Raw genomic sequence first — 19,274 nt, 5'->3', positions numbered from 1 at the left:
CATGATGCAAGATCTGTCATCGTTCAAAATGCCAGAGGGCTTCCGGGGACGCTCAGCGTTTATCGTACAGCTGTGGTGGATCGTCGAAGCGACGCTGTTCCGCCACTCGCTCCGCCGTGCCGACGGCTTCCGGCGATGGTTGCTAAGGCTCTTCGGCGCACGGGTAGGCAAGGAGGTCATCATCCGTTCCACCGTGCGCATCACCTATCCGTGGAAGATAACGATCGGCGACCATTCCTGGATCGGTGACGATGTGGAGCTCTATTCCCTGGGCGAGATCATCATCGGAAGCAACACCGTGATCTCTCAGCACAGCTACCTCTGCGGGGGCGACCACGACTACCGCTTGCCGGACTTCCCGATTCGCTCCCGAACGATCCGGGTGGAAGACGAGGCGTGGGTTGCCTGCCACGTCTTCATCGCACCCGGTGTCACCATCGGCCACGGAGCCGTCATCGGTGCCCGTAGCGCGGTGTTTGAAGACATGCCGGCAAAGATGGTCTGCGTAGGCAGCCCGTGCCGTCCGATCAAGCCACGACTGCCGGAACCGGTTCTGAAGTTCGTGGAAAGCGCGGCTTAGCCCGCGCCTTTTGCCGTCATTCCCATGCGGTGTCGCGCGGCCGGCAATCTCGTTGCCGAGCCAATGGAATGCCGCGGCCTGCCGTCGTCGCCCGGGACCCGCATGGGCGCCCCCCGGACGCACGGACCGGTTCAATCCATCTGTGCGCTCCCACACAGTATCGGCAAGACATAGTTCTTGCCTGAAGAAATGCTGCACTGCTACATTCTTTACTGGCCAGGGTAATTCCAGAGCCGCTACAAAAGCCAGCAAATCAATCGTCGCCTGACATTCCGCGATGGCCAAGCGCAAGCTTGCGTCGTTGCAACACAATGCCATGCCGACTCAGTTGATATTGGTCCGCAATGGCATCGGGGTGAACGGCATAAGCCGCGAACCCAGACCGGGGATGCCGACTTTCATCTGTTTTCTCGGCAACCACAGGCAACCAGGCCTGTGGCGGACTTCTTTTGCGCGTATCTCGCCGTGGGACAGGTATCTGAAAATCGTTATTTTCATGGACTCGACCCCGCCGATGAATACCCTATCCTATCCAGATATCGCCCACCCGACGGACAGCAGCACACTGGCAAAAAGGGAGCCGTCCGAATTCACTTGGTCGCCAGGCCATCGCGATGACGAAGGTGCGGGCACCGCCGTCAAACCCTATTTCGAGCAGCTCCGCCCCTACCTCGCCGCCAACACCATGCTGCGCGGCACAATGATCCCTGCGGTGGATATTCCGCACGCAAGCGCTGGCATGAAGGCGAACGCACACTATTTCAGCCATCCCCGGTGGATGGAGGACTGGCTTGCAGCCGTACACCGCTACCCGGAACTGCGCGAGCGCTGGCATGCCGCCGTGGGTACGCTGGATGGAAAGGTGCTGATCGACATCGGTTGCGGTCCGGGGAATTTACTCGCCACGCTGGGAGGTCGGCCGCGCATCGCAATTGGCGTCGATATCGCGCACGGAAGCCTTGTGCACGCTGCCAGGGTCGGCTACGTGCCACTGCTGGCGGACGCGCACAATCTGCCGTTAAGGTCGGGGGTGGCGGATATCGTTGCCATCAATGGGTCGCTGCACCATTGCGATGACATGCCAACGGTGCTCAGGGAGGCGGCACGCCTCGTGCGGCCCGGCGGCACGCTGATCCTAGACCATGATCCCCAGCAGTCCGCCTGGGACTTTCGCGGCCTGGCGTTGATCCTCTGGAACCTGCGCCTGCCAATCTACCGCTGGCTCAAGCGCGGGGGGCATTGCGCCGAGGACGATGAGCAGTCCTGGGCGCAGGCAACGGAGTTGCATCACAGGCCGGGCGACGGCATTTCCGAGCAACTACTCCGCTCCACGCTGGAAGGCCTCCGGTTCCGCATCGACATCTATCCGCACAACCACTATGTGGGCAAGGAAAGCCTGGACGGTGTCATGGGCCGCCAGCCGCTGAAAATCAGGGTGGCGCAAAGACTATCCGGCATCGACCCCAAATCCCGAGCCGCTGCGCTGAGCCTGCTCTGCGTGGCCAGGCGTGAGTTCGCAGACCGCGCCGCGCCGGGGTAAGGCGACGCCCCCGCCAGCCAAATGATGGCTGGTGTGTCCTGCCGAACATACGCCCTCCCGCACCAAAGGCAACACTTGGGACCATTGCGAAGGCCTGGGGCGAGGCGCCCCAGGCGCTTCATCGGGAGAACGCCCGCAGGCCAGGGGACGCGGGGCGCTGCCTACGGCCCGCCGGACAACATGCCGGCTTTGTCCCTCCCATCCGCGAGCAGGCTGCCCGGCGGTCTGCCTTGAAATAGTGAGAGGAGTCAGCACATGCGTATCCCGCTCAACGCGGTGTGGGACATGGTAATGATCGCGCTGATCGTCTCGCTGGTCAGCATCTGCCATTCCGTGTCGCACGTCAGCACGCCCACGTTGCTGGCTTCGTCGTTCATGCTGGCGGCCGTCATCGCCGCACACTGGGTGATGCACAACAATGAGAGGCTCCCGTCGATGGCGGACGCGGCCGTTCTGCTTTTCGAGTTGATGTTTCTGCTCCTTGCGCCGAATGTCCAACTGGCCTTGCTAGAGGAGAACCTTGTCAACACCTCGGTTCTCAACGAGACGTACGCCGTCATCACGAACCTGCTTTGCATGACCTTCGTGCTGAGCTACCTGCTCGCCAGGCGTTACATCCTCATCCGCACAAGGCGCCATTCCGTTCGTCCGCCGACGCGCCATCCCTCCACCCGGCTATCGGTGCGTCGAGCGCTCTTGCTGGTACCGGTTGGCCTTCTTACCGTCTACTTGTCAACGCGGTCCATCGAACTGGTCACGCTGGGGACGTTCGAATCATCGCCCGCCTACCTCCTCGAGCAAAAGTTCTTCTGCTTCATCCCGGTGCCGATGTTGTTCATGATTGTCGCGGCAAAGCGGACCCGCTTTCTGAAGGAACCGGTCTGGATTCTTTTCTTCCTCTTCTTCCTCGCCTGTGTACTGGTGAACCTGAACCCCGCAATCGAGAAACGCAATACGCTCGGTCCGGTCTATTTGGGGCTGCTGTTTCTGCTGGTTCCCGGGCTGGCCCGCACGTCACGCGTCCAGATCACCGTGCTCCTGCTTCTGATGGGGGTGTTCTTCCCCTTGTCTTCGGCCTTCACGCACAATCAAGTGGAGTCCTGGGATCTCAAGGCTATACTCGATCCCGATCTCTACTTCTCCCACTTTCTGCAGTTGCACTATGATGCCTGGGCGAATCTCCACACCATGGTGGAGCTCGTTGACCGCCAGGGAATTCAATTGGGCAGGCAGCTGCTTGGCACGTTCCTGTTCTTTGTTCCACACACCCTCTGGGAAACCAAACCGCTGGCCACGGGCATCGTAATCGGACAGTACTTGTCAGCAAACTACCAGATGGATTTCGACAACTTGTCGGCACCTCTGGTCGCGGAAGCCTATGTCGACCTCTCCGTGTTTGGCGTCGTCATCGCAGCGGTGGCGCTTGCATGGGTAACGCGCTTGCTTGATAAGTTCTGCTACTCGGACAATCCTCTGGCGCAGGCCGCGGGAATCTATTTTTCCCTCTATCTGATCTTCCTGCTGCGCGGCGCGTTGATGGTCGCCGTCGCCTACGGCTCGGGCGCGGCGCTGGCCTTCTTTGCGGTAGACCGTGTGATGCGTTACCGCCGAAAGCGCGCGCGAGCGCGCATTGACTCGCTGCCGGCACACCCGGTCACATCCTGAGCAGCGTCGGTCTCGCTGATCGACTCCCGAATGCCGCCGTGGCCCCTGGACCGCGGCGGCGACACCGCGCTACCGCCATCGCCAACGTCGAGCAGTGACTCGCCACGCGAGTCGGTTCGGCGTCATGCCGCAGCTGGCGCGCGCCACGCCGCAGCCGTCGTCGATGCAGATGCGCGGCCCGCGTTCCGCCCCGAAGCCGCGCTGAATCTGTGTGCTAGCAAACGGTGCTGACAGCATGGCAGCCGTACATTGGCGTCAAACCGCCATTCCGGAGTTGGCGCCACTCGCGTTGCAAGTGGATATCCGAGGCTGAGGGAACTGAGAGGCAGGCAGGATGATCGACATCTATCACAACATGCTATGGCCCAAATACAAGGGCGCGGTCTTCAGCGAGGCGTTCTCGCATGCACGCCAGCTTGGCCGGAGCGTGCGCTTTTCTCACGTAGTACCGACTGACGGCGGCCGCACGTCAATGAGTAACGTCGACGCGAGCTATCACAAGTATCCGCATCGAGTGCTGTTCGACCTCCCCTATGAAGCGATCCCCCGCTGGAAGCTCTGCCTGCGGCTGGTGCAGGAGGTGTGGCGCTCGCCGGCTGACATCGTGGTGATGCCCGGATATCACCTGATCGAGTACTGGGCCATGCTGCTTGCTTGCATGGTGCGCGGCAAACGGCGCGCCGTCTTCTGCGACGCCACGGCCATGGATCAGCCTAGCAATCCGATCAAGCATCGCCTGAAGGTATTCTTCTTCCGACACTGCGACGGCGTATTCGTCTACGGACAGCGCGGCTACGCCTACGCCGTGTCGCTAGGGGCCGAGCCGTCGCGGGTATTCGGCCGTTGCCAGGCGGCGGCCCTGCCACATGGGTACCGCCCGGAACACGCAGAGAAGCGTCGCCTGGAACTGGCGCCATCGCCTTCGTCGCCCAGGTTCCTCTTTGTCGGACGAATCTCGGAAAAAAAGGGGGTCAAGGACCTTCTGCGCGCCTTTGCCCTGGTCCTGCGCGAGCATCCGCTCGCCACCCTGGTCCTGGCCGGCCCGTGTGATGACAGGCCATCGCTGGACCGGCTCGCCGGCGAACTCGGCGTGACAGCGGCAACGGAGTTTCTTGGCCCGATGGCCATTGACAAGCTGGCCGCGGAGTATGGCCGTGCCACGTGCCTCGTGCTGCCAAGCCATAGCGAGGCGTGGGGCCTGGTGGTCAACGAGGCATTGAGCTATGGCTGCCCCGCGGTGGTCAGCGATCATTGCGGCTGTATTCCGGAACTGGTGCTGGAAGGAGAGACCGGCCTGACGTTTCCGGTTCGCGACATCCAGGCACTTGCCGGCGCCCTTGGGCAGGCGGTACGGATCTTTAGCGATGTCGAAGTCACGGCCCGCAGGTGCCTGGAAGTCATTGGAGAGTTCACGCCGGCGGCGGCTGGACGCACCATCGTGGACGGGTGCATCACGATCCTTGAGGAGGCACGACGCTGAACGTTGCCGCGCAACGCACCGGCGGGCTACGCCGCGTGGTGCCGCGGCCCGAGCAGGCGCACCTCGGCAAAAGCCGCAACAGCGGCGCCAGGCACGCCACGGAAACACAAGGCTATCGATGCTGAGGAACAGCATGTCCAATCGAGTTATCTTCCTGGGTCCACTGCCACCGCCCGTGCATGGCTATTCCGCGGCCTGCCTGCGCATGCTGGAACACTTGCGCAAGCAGGCCAGCGTCATCACGCTGGACACTGGCTGGGCGGGCACCGGCAAGCTCGCGCTGGCAGGTAGCCTCTGCCGGCGGTTCATGCTCTGGATCCGGCTCCTGTACGCCTGCCTGTCGCAGCGGCCCCGCTCTTTCTACATGGGCATATCAGGCGGGCTCGGGCAAATGCTCGATATCCCCTTTGCACTCACGGCACATCTCTTTGGCTTGAGGATCTTCATCCATCACCACAGCTTTGCCTACATCAGCAGGGCGCGCTGGTACACGCGCGCGCTGCTATGGTGCGCGCCGGGGGCCACGCATCTTGCGCTGTGCGACGGCATGGGCGAGAAGCTGATGCAGATATACGGCCTGCCCGCCACGCAGGTACGCGTTCTGCCCAATTCGAGCCTGGTTGACTTCGAGCAGGAGGATGTCCCCCAGCCATCGCAGCGCCACAAGCTCACGATCGGCTTTCTTTCGAATATCACCACGGCCAAGGGCATCTTCACCTTCTTTGCCCTGGTGCAACGCGCCCAGGAACTGAACCTGGACATCGATGCGCGCATCGCCGGGCCTGTCGCGCAGGAAATCCTTGCGGATTTCAACGCGGAGCTCGCCCGGACACCCGCCGCCCGCTACGTCGGCGCGGTACATGGCGAAGCCAAGCATCAGTTCTTTTGCGGCATCGACGTGCTGGTGTTCCCCAGTACATATGCGAACGAGGCCTCTCCGCTTACCGTGCTTGAAGCCCATAGCTATGGCATTCCGGTCATCGCCAACGACCGCGGCTGCATTGCCTCGATGATTCGCGGCGACGGCGGACTCGTAGTCGCCCAGGGAGCCGACTTCGTAGCTGGCGCGCTTGCGTTCCTGCGCAAGCAACAACCCCAGCTTACGCAAATCACTCACTTGCAGGCATCGCTGCGCGACCAGTTCCGGATCGATCGCGAGCACGCGGGAGAAACCCTGGGTCAGATCGTCCAGATGATATGCCACGCTGAACATGCACGCTAACGGTCCTGAATCTGAAATTCGTTGAGTAGATAAGCCTGCCGAGACGGCGTGCACGCCTGGGCATGAAGCGCGGTAAGGCTAGAGCCCTGCGAGCTAGCGCTGCAATAGCAGTTGGACTCCATGGCACCCACTGCAAACCGCCTATGTGTGGCTTGCCGAACGGTGCAAGCATCCGCGGCGCGGTACGTTTGTGTAGAGCAATAGGAAGTTCGTGCCGGTTGTGCAGTGTTCGATGCGATGGCTGTAGAAATGGCAGCCCACGGGAAACGCGACCAACGCTCCCCAGTGGACACGATCGACACCTCCACCCAACTAGATCCTGACCTATTGCCCAAACTATGCGCCGGCACCGTCCTTGCATTTGAACGTCCTGTGAGAAGCGTCAAATCCGAGCTTTGGGGTAACTGTTAATGCCGCTCATTCAAGCCGAAAAGGCGCCGAAGTCTCTCGCTCGGCTTTCCTCATATCTCTTTCTTGTTCAAATCGCGGCCTATGCCTTGCCGTTGGTGACAATACCGTTGCTGACGCGCGCCCTGGGCAGCGATGGATACGGTCGCCTCATTGCTGAGCGTCTGCCTTCTTCCAATTATGTTGCGCGCCGAAGGCGCAGCGATGAATTGGCTGATTGTGGAAACAGGAATCGCCATTTGCATGATTCTGATGGTGAACAAATCAAACATCCCAAAATTGGCTCCAAGATGAAGATCTCCATCATTATTTGCTGCTTCAATTCCGCAGACCGGATCACGCAGACGTTGAAGCATTGCGCCTATATGGCGCAATCTTGCCTGCCCGCAGACCAGTGGGAGATAATCGTTGTCGACAATAATTCCAGCGACAATACTCAAATGCTTGCCAGGCTCGCGTTGAATGAGCCTGATTGTTCCGCACTTAGAATTGTCAAGGAAGGACGACAAGGATTGGCATATGCGAGGCGGACGGGCGTCTTGGCATCACGCGGCGAATTCATCTGCTTTATCGATGATGACAACCTGCCCTCGGAGGATTATTTTCCGGAAATTATACGGATCTTTGAAAATGAGCCAAATATCGGACTGATCGGCGTTAGTACGCGATTGCCCACTGGCTCACGATTTCCCGACGATGTTCAGGTACATGCCACGAGCTATGCCGTGGGACGGCAATACGATCAGAGCGGCCGCCTCGATCATGGCTCTCCAGTCTGGGGCGCCGGAATGGCTTGTCGAGCAGCCGTTATCATCAGGCTCTATTGCTTTGGTTTTGTTCCCATTCTCAGCGGGAGAGCAGGGAAATCACAATTGGCTGGCGACGATACGGAACTATGCTTGGCAATTAATTTGGCGGGCTATGACGGATGGTACCAGGATAGCGCGCAAATTGTACATGCGATCGATCCTCGCCGGATGAACCCGGTCACCCTGAGGAAGATGATTTCCGGCTTCTGTGCAAGCCGCCCGATTATTTCGCGATACGCGAAAATTGCAAATGGGATGACGCTGGCAAGAACCATCGGATTTGTTCCGCTCTATTATCTTTCGACCGCCATCCAGATAACAAAGCTTACTTGCATCTCCCTAAGAGAGCGAGCGGAAAAATCATCAGACATGGATCTCTTATGGCCGAGAGTCAGAGGGCTATTTATTGGCTRCTTGCTACTCGCAAAAAAATACCGAATGCAATCCGTGAACGTGAAGAGAATTGATATAGTCAAAGCGACATTCAAAGAATGAGTGAGGAGTTTCTTGTTTCAATGCTGCCTGCGACGGCGACGGAGTAGTGAAATGAATATACTTCATGTTACCCCAACACTCAATCCCGCCACTGAAGACGTTTCGGCGTACGTATCTCAGTTCTGCCTTCAACTTGAATCGATGGGGCATACATGCAACGTCATAACCCTCGATAGCAGCAAGGAAGCGCGCCATTGGCCCCCAGATATCTCCTGGGAGGCGGTTGTCGATAAAAATTCCAAGTTCGGTTTTTATTCAGATCTCTGGCACCTACTGAGTCGGCGTGCAGCCGCGGCCGATGTAGTGCTGATTCACGGCCTTTGGCAATTGCACTCCATCATTTCCGGGCATATTTGCAGATCGCTTGGCGTCCCATACTATGTTTTTCCACACAGCACGCTGGACCCGATCATAAACAAAAAATACCCATTAAAATACATAAAGAAAATAATATATTGGCTCGCCTTTGAATGCAAAAATCTAAATTCGGCCAACGATATATTTTTCACGAATCCCGAAGAACAGAGAAAGGGAATCACCGCTTTCCCATTTACAAAATTCCAGGGAAAAATTGTTCCGACAGGAATTAAAAATTCCGCAAAAGATTTGGAGCAGCTCGCCGACTCCCTGGCGCAGCACAGACCGAACGGCACTCATGCGAGAAGGCTCTTGTTTCTCGGTCGGCTGCACGAAAAAAATGGCTGCGATATATTGATAGATGGATTCTCCAGAGCACTCTCCTCCGTGGAGGATATCGAACTCGTTTTCGCGGGCCCGGGGCCGGAGGAATATATCAAGGAATTGAGAGTCCGCGCGGACGCCGGCGCCGGCCTGGGGAGAATACATTTCACTGGATTAGTCGAAGGCGATGAAAAGTGGGGACTCCTGTCAAGCGCGTATGCCTTTATATTGCCGTCACACCAGGAGAACTATGGCCTGGCCATTGCTGAGGCATTAGCCGCTTCAATACCCGTAATTATTACCAACCAGGTAGATATTTGGCGAGAAATACAGAGTAGCGGTGGAGGAATTGTGAGTTCGGACGATGCAGAAGGGGTCTGCTCGGCAATCATCCGCATGATGCTATTGCCCCGGGAGGACTGGATAGCGATGCGTAATAGTGCGCGACGCTGTTTCGATCGAAATTTCGATATCTCCGCTGCGGCGTGCAGGCTCATCGAGGCTATGGATTGAGGAAGATTCCGATATACGGAATCAAACGACGGAGAGGGCACTCATTTTTCCGAGTCGACAGATTCCAAGGAAAGCCAGCTCCGCTGCGATCGCGGGCATGCCGCACGGAGCGGGTATCCTGAGCACGGCAGGCCGGTCATCCGCCCGGCCGCCCCGAATCGCGCCTGGCACGACAAGGACCGTCCTTCCTACAGGAACTTGCGCAGCACCGCGCTTCCAAGGGCGCGCAGCGTCGCCAGCGGGCCGAGCCTGGTCAGCAGGATTCCGAATTTCTCCAGCCGCTTACGGTGCGGGTGCGCTGCGCTCATTCCGCTTTCCTCTGTCGACGACAGCGTCACGCCGAGATAGTAGAACGCTTGTTTGGAGAAGCGGAGGTAGTACTGCAGCACAAAGTCCAGGTCGGCGTAGATCGGCCAGCGCTCGTCATACCGCAGATCGCAGATCCAGAATGCCATCGCCTGGTGGCAGGCATGGATGATCCCGGCCTTCAGCACATCGACGACATCCGCGGACTCGTGCCCACGCACGCTGATATTGTCGCCATACACGAGACGGCATTCCGGCTTTTCCCCGACCGCCTCTGCGATTCTCTTCAGGGCGAACTCATCCGCGAAACAGTCGCCCGAGTTCATGAAGTTGACCCAGTCCCCGGTGGCATGGCACAGGCCCTTGTTCATGGCGTCGTAGATGCCGCCGTCCGGCTCGCTGATCAACACATCGATTTCCTGCCGTCGCGCCTGCATGAGTTCGACCGACCCATCCTTCGAGCCGCCATCGATCACAAGGTACTCCAGGTCAAACCCAACGCGTTGCTGACTGGCCACGCTGTCCATGGTGCGCGCCAGACCATCGCGATTGTTGTAGTTCACGGATATGACGGAGATTCTTGTCATCTCGAACCCTGAAAAAAAGCGGCAAAAAAATAATCGCTGCCATCAGGAAAGGGCGGCCCGGGTTGCGGGACGTCTCCAGACAGACAACGACATGCTCTCCCGGTTTCCCGCCGGCGTCAGGGTTTCGGCTGCGCACGAGCCGGCAGCAGCCGAGCGCGGTACAGTTACCTCGGCTGACGAAGAATCCGTAGCGCGCCCCTTGGCAGCATCCATAGCGTGGTGACTGAATTGGCGACAATCAGCGCGATCACAACGTACTGGAAATTGATGTTGCCCGTGAGCAGAAGCAGCGCACCCAGCACGCCAGCAACCATCAGCTCGGACATGCCCACCCTACTCAGACTTGCGAACGCCTTAGCCCCCATTAACACCGGAATGYCCGCCTGCGTTGACACGATGATCGCAAAATATAGCGCGCATAGCGATGCCGTGGCATTTGAGATCACAAACTCGGACGATGTCCAGAACGTAATGACATAACCACCGAGAACCGCTGCCCCGGCAATCACCAGGACGCCGTAGGCGGTATAGAGCAGGCTCAGCTTCTTGTAGAGCGCAAGGAGCCACTGTGTATTCCCGTCGAGAAGATGGCGATGGGCTATCGGCCAGAGCGGCTGGTTGATCATCCATACCGCGCTGCTCAGCAGCATGTTGGCCCTGAACATCAATGCAAGCAGGGCCGCATCCTGCGCGCGTCCGGACTCATAGCACAGAAGCACCGCGCCCTGCTGCAAGCAGGCGCCAGAGAGTTGCGCCAGCAGGAAGGCCCTGGAATTCACAATCAGTTCCCTGGCCAGGCCCGGCGCACGAACCCCATGCGGCAAGCCAACCCGTTTCAGCACACTGGCGAAGCAGCCGAATTTTGCCAGGATGAAACCCAATTGGCTGGCGACGAACAGGGACACCACGTCCGCCGTGGCGTCCGACTGGGACGCCACGTAGATGAAGAGGACATTCAGGATGTTGGACGCGGCACCAATGAGGTTGTTGACATGCTGACGGTTTTGTCCCTGGTTGACCGACTCTCCGAGCGAGAATACGAAGATCAGCGCATTGCAGCACAATGCGGCAACCAGCAGATTGAAATACTCCGCCGAAAACAGCTTGGCGCCGCTGCCCTCCAGCACCGGCCGGAACGCCAGCGCCAGCACGATGACCGCACCAAGCAGTGCGCTGAGCCATAGTGCCGACTCAAGCACCACGGCCGGCAGTGTGCCTTGTTTGCGTTTGTCCGCGGCATGCGCCGACACCGTCGGCCATACGCCGATCGCCACCAGGGTCAGCCAGGTCGTGATGCCGTAGTAGACCATGATCGCGCTGAAATCCTCAGGATTGAGCACTCTCGCGAACAGCGGGATGCTGATCACCTGATAGGCAACGCTGGACCCCTTCGAGACAAAGGAGCTCATCACGGCGAGCCGGATCGACCTCATATCCTGCTTCTCTTCCGCGTTCGCCATGGCATCGCCGAACTCAACGGCCGTAGCGGATTGGGCGTCCGTGGCTCCCTTTCCTTGCATCGTTCATTTCCTCGTGATCGGCTCGCCTGCCGCGCATCACTGGCGCTGATTCCGCCATGGTGCGGGATGCCGTTGAAACTAAAAATGTGCGCCAGCAAACAATGCGCGCGGCGGGCCCCATGGCGCAGCGGCGTGCCACACGAGCCGTGTTGGCATGGCGATCAATTCGGGCGCGGGCGATGTCCTATAAGTCTCCATAGCGCCGCAGCGCGATGCCGGCGCTCTTGAGCTTCGCAGCCAGTTCGGCGGGCTGGAGCAACGGCGCGGACTCGTCCCGCCGCCAGGGTTCGGCGAAGCCGGGATGAACCGACATCTCTGTCACGCCATCGCGCAGGATTGCCGGCAACCGCAATGCCCAGCCGGGCTCGCGCGGGTCCGCCGCGATGTAGTAATCGGTATGCCGAAGTCCGGAAAAGTGATGCAGCAACCATACGTTCAAGGCACCGCGTATCGCATTCTTCTGGAAATAGCAGTTTTGCGGCCGGCGGGCCCATTTGATGCCAGCCTGCAACATCTCCTGTTTGATCGCGCGGATGACCGCGGGGTACTTGTGCAAATGCCCATGCCCGTCGACATGCGTGACCTGCACGCCGTGATCGCGCAATTCGGTGAGCTGCTGGCGAAACGCCTCTCTTATATCCTTCTCCGCGAGCAGGCCTGCCATGGCGCGTACCCGCTGTGCCTTGCACGGCCGAAGCATGCCGTCGCCGCCGCAAAGGGACGACTTCCCAGCCTGTGCTGCAAGCCGCCCTTCGACGATATTGAAATGCAGGCCGAATGACAGCTGCTTGCGATGCTGCCTGGCGTAGTCATAGGCCAGCCTGGACGCGGGACACCCGGCCAGGATGGTCGCGCTGGTGAGAAGACCGCCTTCGAAGCAGGAAATGGTCGCCTTGACGGTGTCTTCGTCATACCCGAAATCGTCGGCGTTGATGATCAAGCTTCGCATCGTCTTCTCCAGCGCTAGCCGGGTTGCAGGAAGGGAGAAGGCGTGGCCCGAGGGCAACCCCGAGCCATGACACGCCCCTGCACGCAGGCTACGCAACGCTACTGCCTCAATCCGTGCGGCCGCCCACACTCCATCCCGATTCCGGCCACGCGGCGCAACCCCGCGGCCAGTGTGCGACAGCGCACCGAATCTGAACGAGCGGCTTTCTAAGATGCGATCATCCGTGGACATGGCATGCCTTGCGATGTCCGTTTGGAACAAGCATGGAGAATACCGTGAACGCATGCAATGATGAGCCAGAATTCCGCACCGGCGCTTCGCTTCGCAATACGATTCTCTCGCGCCTGACCTTGCTCGGCGCCTCCGCTTTGCTGGCAGCCTGCGTTGCCGCCTCGCCAGGGATGACGATGAGTTCCCGGGCCTCTACCACCGCGATGGGGTCGGACGCCGAGGTCGACGTGACGCCGATCACCCTGGACCTGGTTCGTGAACTGAAGGGCAAGAGCAGGCCGACCAATCAAAGTGTGGAAGAACTGTACGCGACACCGCAGCCTTACCGGATCGGTCCCGGAGACATCATTTCGGTGGTGGTCTGGGATCACCCTGAACTGGTGTTCCCGACGCAGACGTACAGCATCGGCGCCGCGTTCGAGATTCCGACCTCCAGCGGCGGCTCCAATGTGCCCGGCTATGTGGTCAGCGCCCAGGGCGATATCCAGTTCCCGTATGCGGGCGTGCTGAAGGTGGCCGGGAAAACCGCCAACGATGTGCGCGACCAGATGGCGCGCATCCTGTCGCGGGTGGTGAAGGATCCCCAGATGACGGTCCGCGTGCTGGGCTTCCGCAGCCAGCGCATCTATGTCGACGGCGAGGTGAAGACGCCGGGCATGCAAGCCATCGACGACGCGCCGATGACCCTGGTGGAGGCGCTCAACCGCGCTGGCGGCGTATTGAACCTGACCGGCGACAACAGCCGCGTGCGCGTCACTCGCGGGGAGCAGAGCTGGTACGTCAACATCCCTGCCCTGCTCGCCAAGGGAGTGGATCCCGCACGCATCATGCTGCGCTCCGGCGACATCGTGCGCGTCGAGCAACGCGAGGACAGCAAGGTCTTCGTCACCGGTGAAGTGGTGCGGCCGGTTTCGCTGCTGATGCGCAACGGGCGCATGTCGCTTAACGAGGCGCTGGGAGACGCGGGCGGCGTCAACCCCGGATCCGCCAACGCCGAGCAGATCTTTGTGATTCGCAAGTCGGCCACCGATGAACCGAAGGTGTTCCACCTGGACGGGACCTCGCCGATTGCGCTGGCCATTGCCGAGGGCTTCGAGCTCGAACCCAAGGACGTGGTCTATGTCGACGCAAAAGCGGTGGTGCGCTGGAGCCGGGTCATGAGCCTGCTGATCCAGCCGGTCGTGGGCACGGCAAGCATCGCTCGTCCGTAGTGGAGACGGCGATGATCCGCTCGATCCTGGTCGTTTGCCTGGGCAACCGGTGCCGCAGCCCGATGGCGGAGAGCCTGCTGCGGCGCGCCTTGCCCAACTGCCGAGTGCGCTCGGCCGGACTCGACCCGCCAGTGGGCGCCACCGCCGATCCGCGCGCCACCAGCCTGCTGGCGATGGAGGGCTGCACCCTGGAGTCCCATCGCGCCGTTACCGTCGACGAATCACTGATCGCCGTCTCCGACCTGGTGCTGGTGATGGACAACGAGCAACGCGACGAGCTGGAACGGCTCTACCCGCAGGCACGCGGAAAGACATACAGGCTGTGCGAGTTCTCACATGTCGATGTACCAGACCCCTACGGTGGCTCACAAGGCATGTTCGTGCTCGTGTTGGGGTTGATCAAGCAAGGGGTTGAATCGTGGTCGGCTCACATACAAGCGATCACGCCGGCAAACAGCTACGGGGAAGCGTCATGAATATAGTCAATTCGCGGAATCAGGCTCCGGAGACGTGGGACGATGGCGGCAAGCCGATCGACTTTACGTCCTATGTCGATGTGCTGGTCCGCTATCGCCGCACATTCCTCGTCGTCGCCGGGGGGGTGATCTGCGCCGGGCTGGTTTATGCGATGCTGGCCAAGCCGGTCTATCGCGCGGACATCGTCGTGCAGGTCGAGGACAGCAATGCCGGCGCTGGCGCTGCCGGCAAGCAGACGGCAAACGTCACGCCCGTGTTTGACGTCAAGCCGGCTGCCTCCGCGGAGATCGAGCTGCTGCGCTCACGCATGGTGGTGGGCAAGGCGATTGACAGTTTGCATCTCGACATCAAGGCCTCGCCCCGTTACTTCCCCGTCGTTGGGCAAGCCATCGCCAGTTTCAACAAGGAGTTGTCGACGCCCGGGCTGTTCGGCTGGGGCGGCTTTGCCTGGGGCCAGGAAAGCATCAGCGTGGCGAGCCTCGAAGTCCCGCCCAAGCTGGCCGACAGGACGATCCAGCTGACCGCGCTGGGCGGCAAGCAGTACCGCGTGAGCTTCGCCAGCAACGATGTCAGGTCGACCGGCACCGTGGGACAGCCGCTAACCATCGACACACCGCAAGGCAAGGTCAGCATGTTGGTCAGCGAGCTTGATGGCCGACCTGGCAGCGTCTTTTACGTGCAGCAAATACCCCGCGCCGCGGCCATCGAGGAGTTGCAGGAGAGCCTCATGATCCTGGAGCGCGGCAAGCAGAGCGGCGTGATCGGCATGACGCTCGAAGGCAACTCCGCCGAGAAGACGGCCGCCATCCTGAATGAAATCGGCGCGGAGTACGTCGAGCAGAATGTGCGCCGCAAGGCTGCGGAAGCCGAAAAATCCCTGGCTTTCCTCGATCGTCAGCTGCCCCAGCTGAAGCAACAGGTGGAAACCGCGGAGTCGCGCTACAACGCGATGCGCAATCAGCGCGGTACCATCGATCTGAGCGAAGAGTCGAAGCTCATCCTTGGCCAATCCGTGCAAATCCAGACGCGCCTGCAGGAACTCAGGCAAAAGCGCCAGGAGCTGATTGCGCGTTTCACGAGCAATCACCCGACCATCGAGATCATGGACTCCCAGATCGCCAGCCTGAATGCACAACTGAATGGCGTGACCGGGAAAATCCAGAAGCTGCCGGATGTCGAGCAGAACGTGTTGCGCCTCATGCGTGATGTCAAGGTCAGTACCGAGCTCTACCAGTCGCTGCTGAACGACACCCAGCAACTCAGGCTGGTGAAGGCAAGCAAGGTCGGCACGGCACGCCTGGTGGATACCGCCGAGGTACCGCTCAAGCCCGTGCGGCCCAACCGCAGCATGATTGCCGGCGTGGCGCTGGTGCTGGGCTTGCTGCTGGGCCTGCTGGCGGTTGTCGTGCGGCGCTTGCTCGACGGTGGCGTCAGCGATGCCGACGAGGTGGAAAAGTCGACAGGACTGACGGTGTACTCCACCATCCCCTTCAGTGCGCAACAAGCACGCCCGGAAGCCGCCAGGAAGGCGGGCGGCAAGGACGGCGGGCGCTGCGATGTGCTGGCTCACCTGGAACCCGGCGACCCGGCCATCGAGAGCTTGCGTAGCCTGCGCACCGCCCTGCAGTTTGCCCTGGCCGGCAGCCGCTCGCGCGTCGTGGTGGTCACCGGTCCGGCGCCGGGCGTCGGCAAATCGTTCGTCTGCGCAAACTTCGCGGCGGTGCTGGCCTCCGGCGGCAAGCGCGTCGTGCTGGTTGACGCCGACCTGCGCCGGGGCAGTCTCAATCATCGCTTTGGCGTGGCGCGTAGCCCGGGCCTGTCGGAGGTGTTGACCGGCACGCCGCTGAACCAGGCGATCCGCCGTCAGGTCCTGCCTGGGCTGGACGTCATCCCGACCGGCACCGAGCCGCCGCACCCGGCGGACCTGCTGCTCAGCGAGCAACTGGATACCCTGCTCGATACCTTGAAGGCACAGTACGACGTTGTGCTGATCGACACGCCCCCGGTGCTTGCCGCTTCCGACGCGGGCATCCTGGCAGCCAGGGCGGGCGCGGTCTTCATGGTGACCCGCGCCGACCAGACCACTGTCGGCGAGATCACGGCGGCGGACAGGGCCATCCAGCAAGCCGGCGGTGAGATCAAGGGGGTACTGTTCAACGGCCTGCGTATCGATGGCCGCTGGTACAGGGCGCACTACCACTTCGGCAAGTATCGCTATCTCAACCAGTACGGCACCTCACGCATCAAGCGCGCCTGAACCGCCGCTACGCGCAAAGGGCCGATGCCGTGAGGGCATCGGCCCTTTTCCTTTGATGGCCGTGCGCAAGACAAGCCTCGCAATGGCAGTCGAAAACAATGACTGGGGGACAGGGCTTCCGGCGCTCCCGGCTGGACGAAATCCAGCCCTCGCGGCAGCGCCAGGCGGTCTGCCGCGGCAGCCCTATGGATTCGCGGAGTTGAACAGCCCCGCGGTGCGGTAGGCGGGCTCGGACGCGAGGGGCGGCGCTTGTGGCGATTCATCCGTGGCCGCGGTGTCGGCCGCCAGTTCGGCTTCGTGCCGCATGACGTGCCGGACCAGGAACTCTGCGAATGCCTGGCGGCTCGCGGGCAGGAACAGCGAATGGTCCAGGCACGGCAGCGTGTGCAGCTTCACCCGCTCCAGCTCGCTGAGAGCCTTCATGTCGCCCCCGAAGCAAAACGCTGCTTCCTCCAGGCCGAGATCGCCCGTGCCATAGAGAAAATCGGTATACACGCCACGCCGGTTCAGCTCGCCCATGGCATGGCAGGCGAAACCGCTGACCGTGGCGATGTCGGCCGCGCCGCGCAGCCGTGCCATCAACCTGGCGTGGCGCTCGGCGGCACGGCGCGCGACCCGGCCAGCCAGGCTCGACACAATCGGCCATGCGTGAATCTCGCCGCTCAGCAGGCGCTGCCAGTTTTCCGGCTTGCGTGCCGCCACGAGGTAGCCTCGTATCGATTGCAGCTTGCTTCCGGCCGCGGCGTCGTCCGCAAGATCCCAGCGGAACTTGACGAGATTCGCCATGACCAGCCCACTGACACCCGCGTTGGCAAGCGCCGCGTGCAAGCTGAGATAAGCGCCCGAGCAGACGCCCGCAAGCACGATGCGCCTGAAGCCCCGGGCTCGCATCCACTCGACCGCGGCGCATACGTCCGCGCACGGCGGCGGCGAATAGATGGAAGGAATGCTCATCTGCCTTGCCGCTGCCGGGCTGTCGCCAAGCGCGGCTACGTCGAGCCGCAAGGCAGCCACGCCCAGGCGGGCGAGCTGGCGCGACAGCGTGACGAAGATCCTGCCATCGCCAACATGATGGTTGCCACCGGTATTCGGGAAAATCACCGCGGTGCCGGCCGGCAGGCGCTCGCGTGGCGCGCAAAGGATGCCGAACAGGCGCCCCCCGCCCAGCCAGACCGGCTGTTCGAAGCCGCCATCCACCTGCAAGCCCTGTGTCTGCCTGACGCGCGGTTCGCCGCGGTGCGGCCGCAGCCGTGCGGGCGCGGCGCCGGGCCGCAGCCAGTCGAGCAGTCTCCGCCAGGCCCGCTCGGGCACGGTGGCATACTCGGCCGACTGCATCATGGCGGGGTATTCGTCAAACCCGCCAAGTTCGACTTGCACTCCCGCCGCTTCGTAGCTCGCCGCCAGCGACGCCACCGCCGAGGCCGTGCCAGGCCAGGCATCCAGCATCAACACGCGCGGCGCCGGGCAAGCCCGCCGGCGCGCCAGGTTCAACGCGCCGATCCGGGCCACGGTTTCCGGTACAAGGCGGAATGCCAGGACTTGCTGGGCGCCGTCCTGCGCAGGCGCCACGGCGAGATCGGGAATCGCCCTGCTCAGCCAGTTGCCGTGGAGTGCCCGCAACTCGCGCAGGTAGGTACGGCCATTGGTCGCGGGCGCCAGCAGGATCAGGCCAGCGGCAGCCGTGCTGTGGTGGGTAGCCATGGCTTCAGCCGCAAGCACCGCAAGGGTTGCCCCGAGGCGCAGGCCGCAAAGCACCACCCGTTCGACGCCGGCCAGTTCGCGCAGCCGTGCCGCGGCCGCGACAATGCTCGCCACGGCCTGCTCGACGAACCTGGGGTCATCGTCGCCGCCGCCCGAGTCCCCGCTGCCCGGATAGTCAAAGCGCAACGCTGGCAGGCCCGCGGCGGCAATATCATCAGCCAGGTGGCGCCAGGCGCGATGCGACCACATGGCTTCGTGCCCGCCCGGCGCGCAGAGGACCACGCCGGTTCTCCCGGTCTCGCCGTGAAGCCAGCCGGCACAGCCATGCAATATGACGCGCTTCATGCCGACTCCCCGCTCGCGCCCGCCCGGGCGCTGCTTTCGCCTCCGATTGCGGCGCTGGCAAAGCCCACGCAGAAACGGGTACGCTCGCCAGCGCCAGGCACTATGCCATCCGCTCCACGCCGGCTGCGCGCTCCAGCTTTGGCACGCTGGGCGCGGGCAAGACCTTCGCCGCCATCAACCTGGCGGTGCTGTTTGCCGAAGCCGGCCAGCGTGTGCTGCTGATCGACGCCGACATGCGCCGGGGCAAGGTGGCGAGCTGGTTCGACCAGGGGGCTGAAGGCGGTCTGGCGGAGATAC

Annotated in this window: 14 protein-coding genes and 1 pseudogene; 11 read left to right on the top strand and 4 right to left on the bottom strand. The window is 61.6% G+C overall.

The features are described 5' to 3' along the window. Position 1: 1 nt before the first annotated feature. The 7 genes from AC1DN0_RS26860 to AC1DN0_RS26830 all read left to right on the top strand — a co-directional run bounded on the left by AC1DN0_RS26860 (position 2) and on the right by AC1DN0_RS26830 (position 9,393). Positions 2–580, top strand: a complete 579-nt coding sequence (locus tag AC1DN0_RS26860; RefSeq protein ID WP_441626132.1) for a putative colanic acid biosynthesis acetyltransferase — start codon at positions 2–4, stop codon at positions 578–580. 277 nt (positions 581–857) lie between these two features. After that, the gene (locus AC1DN0_RS26855; RefSeq protein WP_441626134.1) at positions 858–2,120 is read left to right on the top strand and encodes a class I SAM-dependent methyltransferase; all 1,263 of its coding nucleotides are present in this window, start codon (positions 858–860) and stop codon (positions 2,118–2,120) included. A 255-nt stretch (positions 2,121–2,375) separates the two neighbouring features. Continuing rightward, positions 2,376–3,785 carry a hypothetical protein gene (locus tag AC1DN0_RS26850; protein WP_441626136.1) on the top strand — a complete coding sequence of 470 codons (1,410 nt, stop codon included), beginning with the start codon at positions 2,376–2,378 and terminating at the stop codon, positions 3,783–3,785. Positions 3,786–4,119: 334 nt separating this feature from the next. Further along, positions 4,120–5,265, top strand: coding sequence for a glycosyltransferase (locus tag AC1DN0_RS26845; RefSeq protein ID WP_477143656.1), 1,146 nt, complete (start codon positions 4,120–4,122; stop codon positions 5,263–5,265). Between the two features lie 133 nt (positions 5,266–5,398). Further along, entirely contained in the window at positions 5,399–6,487 is a 1,089-nt protein-coding gene (locus tag AC1DN0_RS26840; protein ID WP_441626140.1) for a glycosyltransferase family 4 protein, read from the top strand. A 410-nt stretch (positions 6,488–6,897) separates the two neighbouring features. Beyond that, on the top strand, positions 6,898–8,199 hold the full coding sequence (locus AC1DN0_RS26835) for a glycosyltransferase (protein WP_477146138.1): 1,302 nt from the start codon (positions 6,898–6,900) through the stop codon (positions 8,197–8,199). 51 nt (positions 8,200–8,250) lie between these two features. Beyond that, a complete protein-coding gene (locus AC1DN0_RS26830) occupies positions 8,251–9,393 on the top strand; it encodes a glycosyltransferase (RefSeq protein ID WP_441626144.1) in 1,143 nt (380 codons plus the stop codon). 188 nt (positions 9,394–9,581) lie between these two features. Here AC1DN0_RS26830 and AC1DN0_RS26825 read toward each other — a convergent pair whose 3' ends face one another. The 3 genes from AC1DN0_RS26825 to AC1DN0_RS26815 all read right to left on the bottom strand — a co-directional run bounded on the left by AC1DN0_RS26825 (position 9,582) and on the right by AC1DN0_RS26815 (position 12,986). Further along, positions 9,582–10,286, bottom strand: a complete 705-nt coding sequence (locus AC1DN0_RS26825; RefSeq protein WP_441626146.1) for a glycosyltransferase family 2 protein — start codon at positions 10,284–10,286, stop codon at positions 9,582–9,584. Between the two features lie 164 nt (positions 10,287–10,450). Next, on the bottom strand, positions 10,451–11,806 hold the full coding sequence (locus tag AC1DN0_RS26820) for a lipopolysaccharide biosynthesis protein (RefSeq protein WP_477146137.1): 1,356 nt from the start codon (positions 11,804–11,806) through the stop codon (positions 10,451–10,453). 184 nt (positions 11,807–11,990) lie between these two features. Then, positions 11,991–12,986, bottom strand: coding sequence for a ChbG/HpnK family deacetylase (locus AC1DN0_RS26815; RefSeq protein WP_441626150.1), 996 nt, complete (start codon positions 12,984–12,986; stop codon positions 11,991–11,993). Positions 12,987–13,018: 32 nt separating this feature from the next. On the opposite strand from AC1DN0_RS26815, the gene AC1DN0_RS26810 reads away from it, so the two are divergent. From AC1DN0_RS26810 to AC1DN0_RS26800, 3 genes are read left to right on the top strand one after another with little or no spacing between them, the layout of a single operon-like run. Beyond that, entirely contained in the window at positions 13,019–14,197 is a 1,179-nt protein-coding gene (locus AC1DN0_RS26810; protein WP_441626152.1) for a polysaccharide biosynthesis/export family protein, read from the top strand. 11 nt (positions 14,198–14,208) lie between these two features. Further along, entirely contained in the window at positions 14,209–14,673 is a 465-nt protein-coding gene (locus AC1DN0_RS26805) for a low molecular weight protein-tyrosine-phosphatase (protein WP_441626154.1), read from the top strand. Further along, positions 14,670–16,931, top strand: a complete 2,262-nt coding sequence (locus AC1DN0_RS26800; RefSeq protein WP_441626156.1) for a polysaccharide biosynthesis tyrosine autokinase — start codon at positions 14,670–14,672, stop codon at positions 16,929–16,931. Before AC1DN0_RS26805 ends, AC1DN0_RS26800 begins: the two co-directional genes overlap by 4 nt. 183 nt (positions 16,932–17,114) lie before the next feature. On the opposite strand, the gene AC1DN0_RS26795 is transcribed toward AC1DN0_RS26800, so the two are convergent. Continuing rightward, positions 17,115–18,977: a serine aminopeptidase domain-containing protein gene (locus AC1DN0_RS26795; RefSeq protein WP_441626158.1), complete on the bottom strand. Its 1,863-nt coding sequence runs from the start codon at positions 18,975–18,977 to the stop codon at positions 17,115–17,117. 143 nt (positions 18,978–19,120) lie between these two features. Between AC1DN0_RS26795 and AC1DN0_RS26790 the strand changes: the two are divergent. Next, positions 19,121–19,274: pseudogene (locus AC1DN0_RS26790) on the top strand (nucleotide-binding protein); the annotation flags it as partial.

Source organism: Cupriavidus sp. 05N39 (assembly GCF_056397325.1).
The sequence above is the reverse complement of the archived record's forward strand: the minus strand, read 5'-3'. Positions and strand labels throughout refer to the sequence as shown.

What these genes read in the sequence shown, in the direction of transcription:
- AC1DN0_RS26860 (WP_441626132.1), top strand. Translation starts at nt 2, where the DNA reads ATGATGCAAGATCTGTCATCGTTCAAAATGCCAGAGGGCTTCCGGGGA.
- AC1DN0_RS26825 (WP_441626146.1), bottom strand. Translation starts at nt 10,286, where the DNA reads ATGACAAGAATCTCCGTCATATCCGTGAACTACAACAATCGCGATGGT.
- AC1DN0_RS26805 (WP_441626154.1), top strand. Translation starts at nt 14,209, where the DNA reads ATGATCCGCTCGATCCTGGTCGTTTGCCTGGGCAACCGGTGCCGCAGC.
- AC1DN0_RS26795 (WP_441626158.1), bottom strand. Translation starts at nt 18,977, where the DNA reads ATGAAGCGCGTCATATTGCATGGCTGTGCCGGCTGGCTTCACGGCGAG.
- AC1DN0_RS26850 (WP_441626136.1), top strand. Translation starts at nt 2,376, where the DNA reads ATGCGTATCCCGCTCAACGCGGTGTGGGACATGGTAATGATCGCGCTG.
- AC1DN0_RS26840 (WP_441626140.1), top strand. Translation starts at nt 5,399, where the DNA reads ATGTCCAATCGAGTTATCTTCCTGGGTCCACTGCCACCGCCCGTGCAT.
- AC1DN0_RS26815 (WP_441626150.1), bottom strand. Translation starts at nt 12,986, where the DNA reads ATGTCCACGGATGATCGCATCTTAGAAAGCCGCTCGTTCAGATTCGGT.
- AC1DN0_RS26810 (WP_441626152.1), top strand. Translation starts at nt 13,019, where the DNA reads ATGGAGAATACCGTGAACGCATGCAATGATGAGCCAGAATTCCGCACC.
- AC1DN0_RS26855 (WP_441626134.1), top strand. Translation starts at nt 858, where the DNA reads ATGGCCAAGCGCAAGCTTGCGTCGTTGCAACACAATGCCATGCCGACT.
- AC1DN0_RS26845 (WP_477143656.1), top strand. Translation starts at nt 4,120, where the DNA reads ATGATCGACATCTATCACAACATGCTATGGCCCAAATACAAGGGCGCG.
- AC1DN0_RS26830 (WP_441626144.1), top strand. Translation starts at nt 8,251, where the DNA reads ATGAATATACTTCATGTTACCCCAACACTCAATCCCGCCACTGAAGAC.
- AC1DN0_RS26800 (WP_441626156.1), top strand. Translation starts at nt 14,670, where the DNA reads ATGAATATAGTCAATTCGCGGAATCAGGCTCCGGAGACGTGGGACGAT.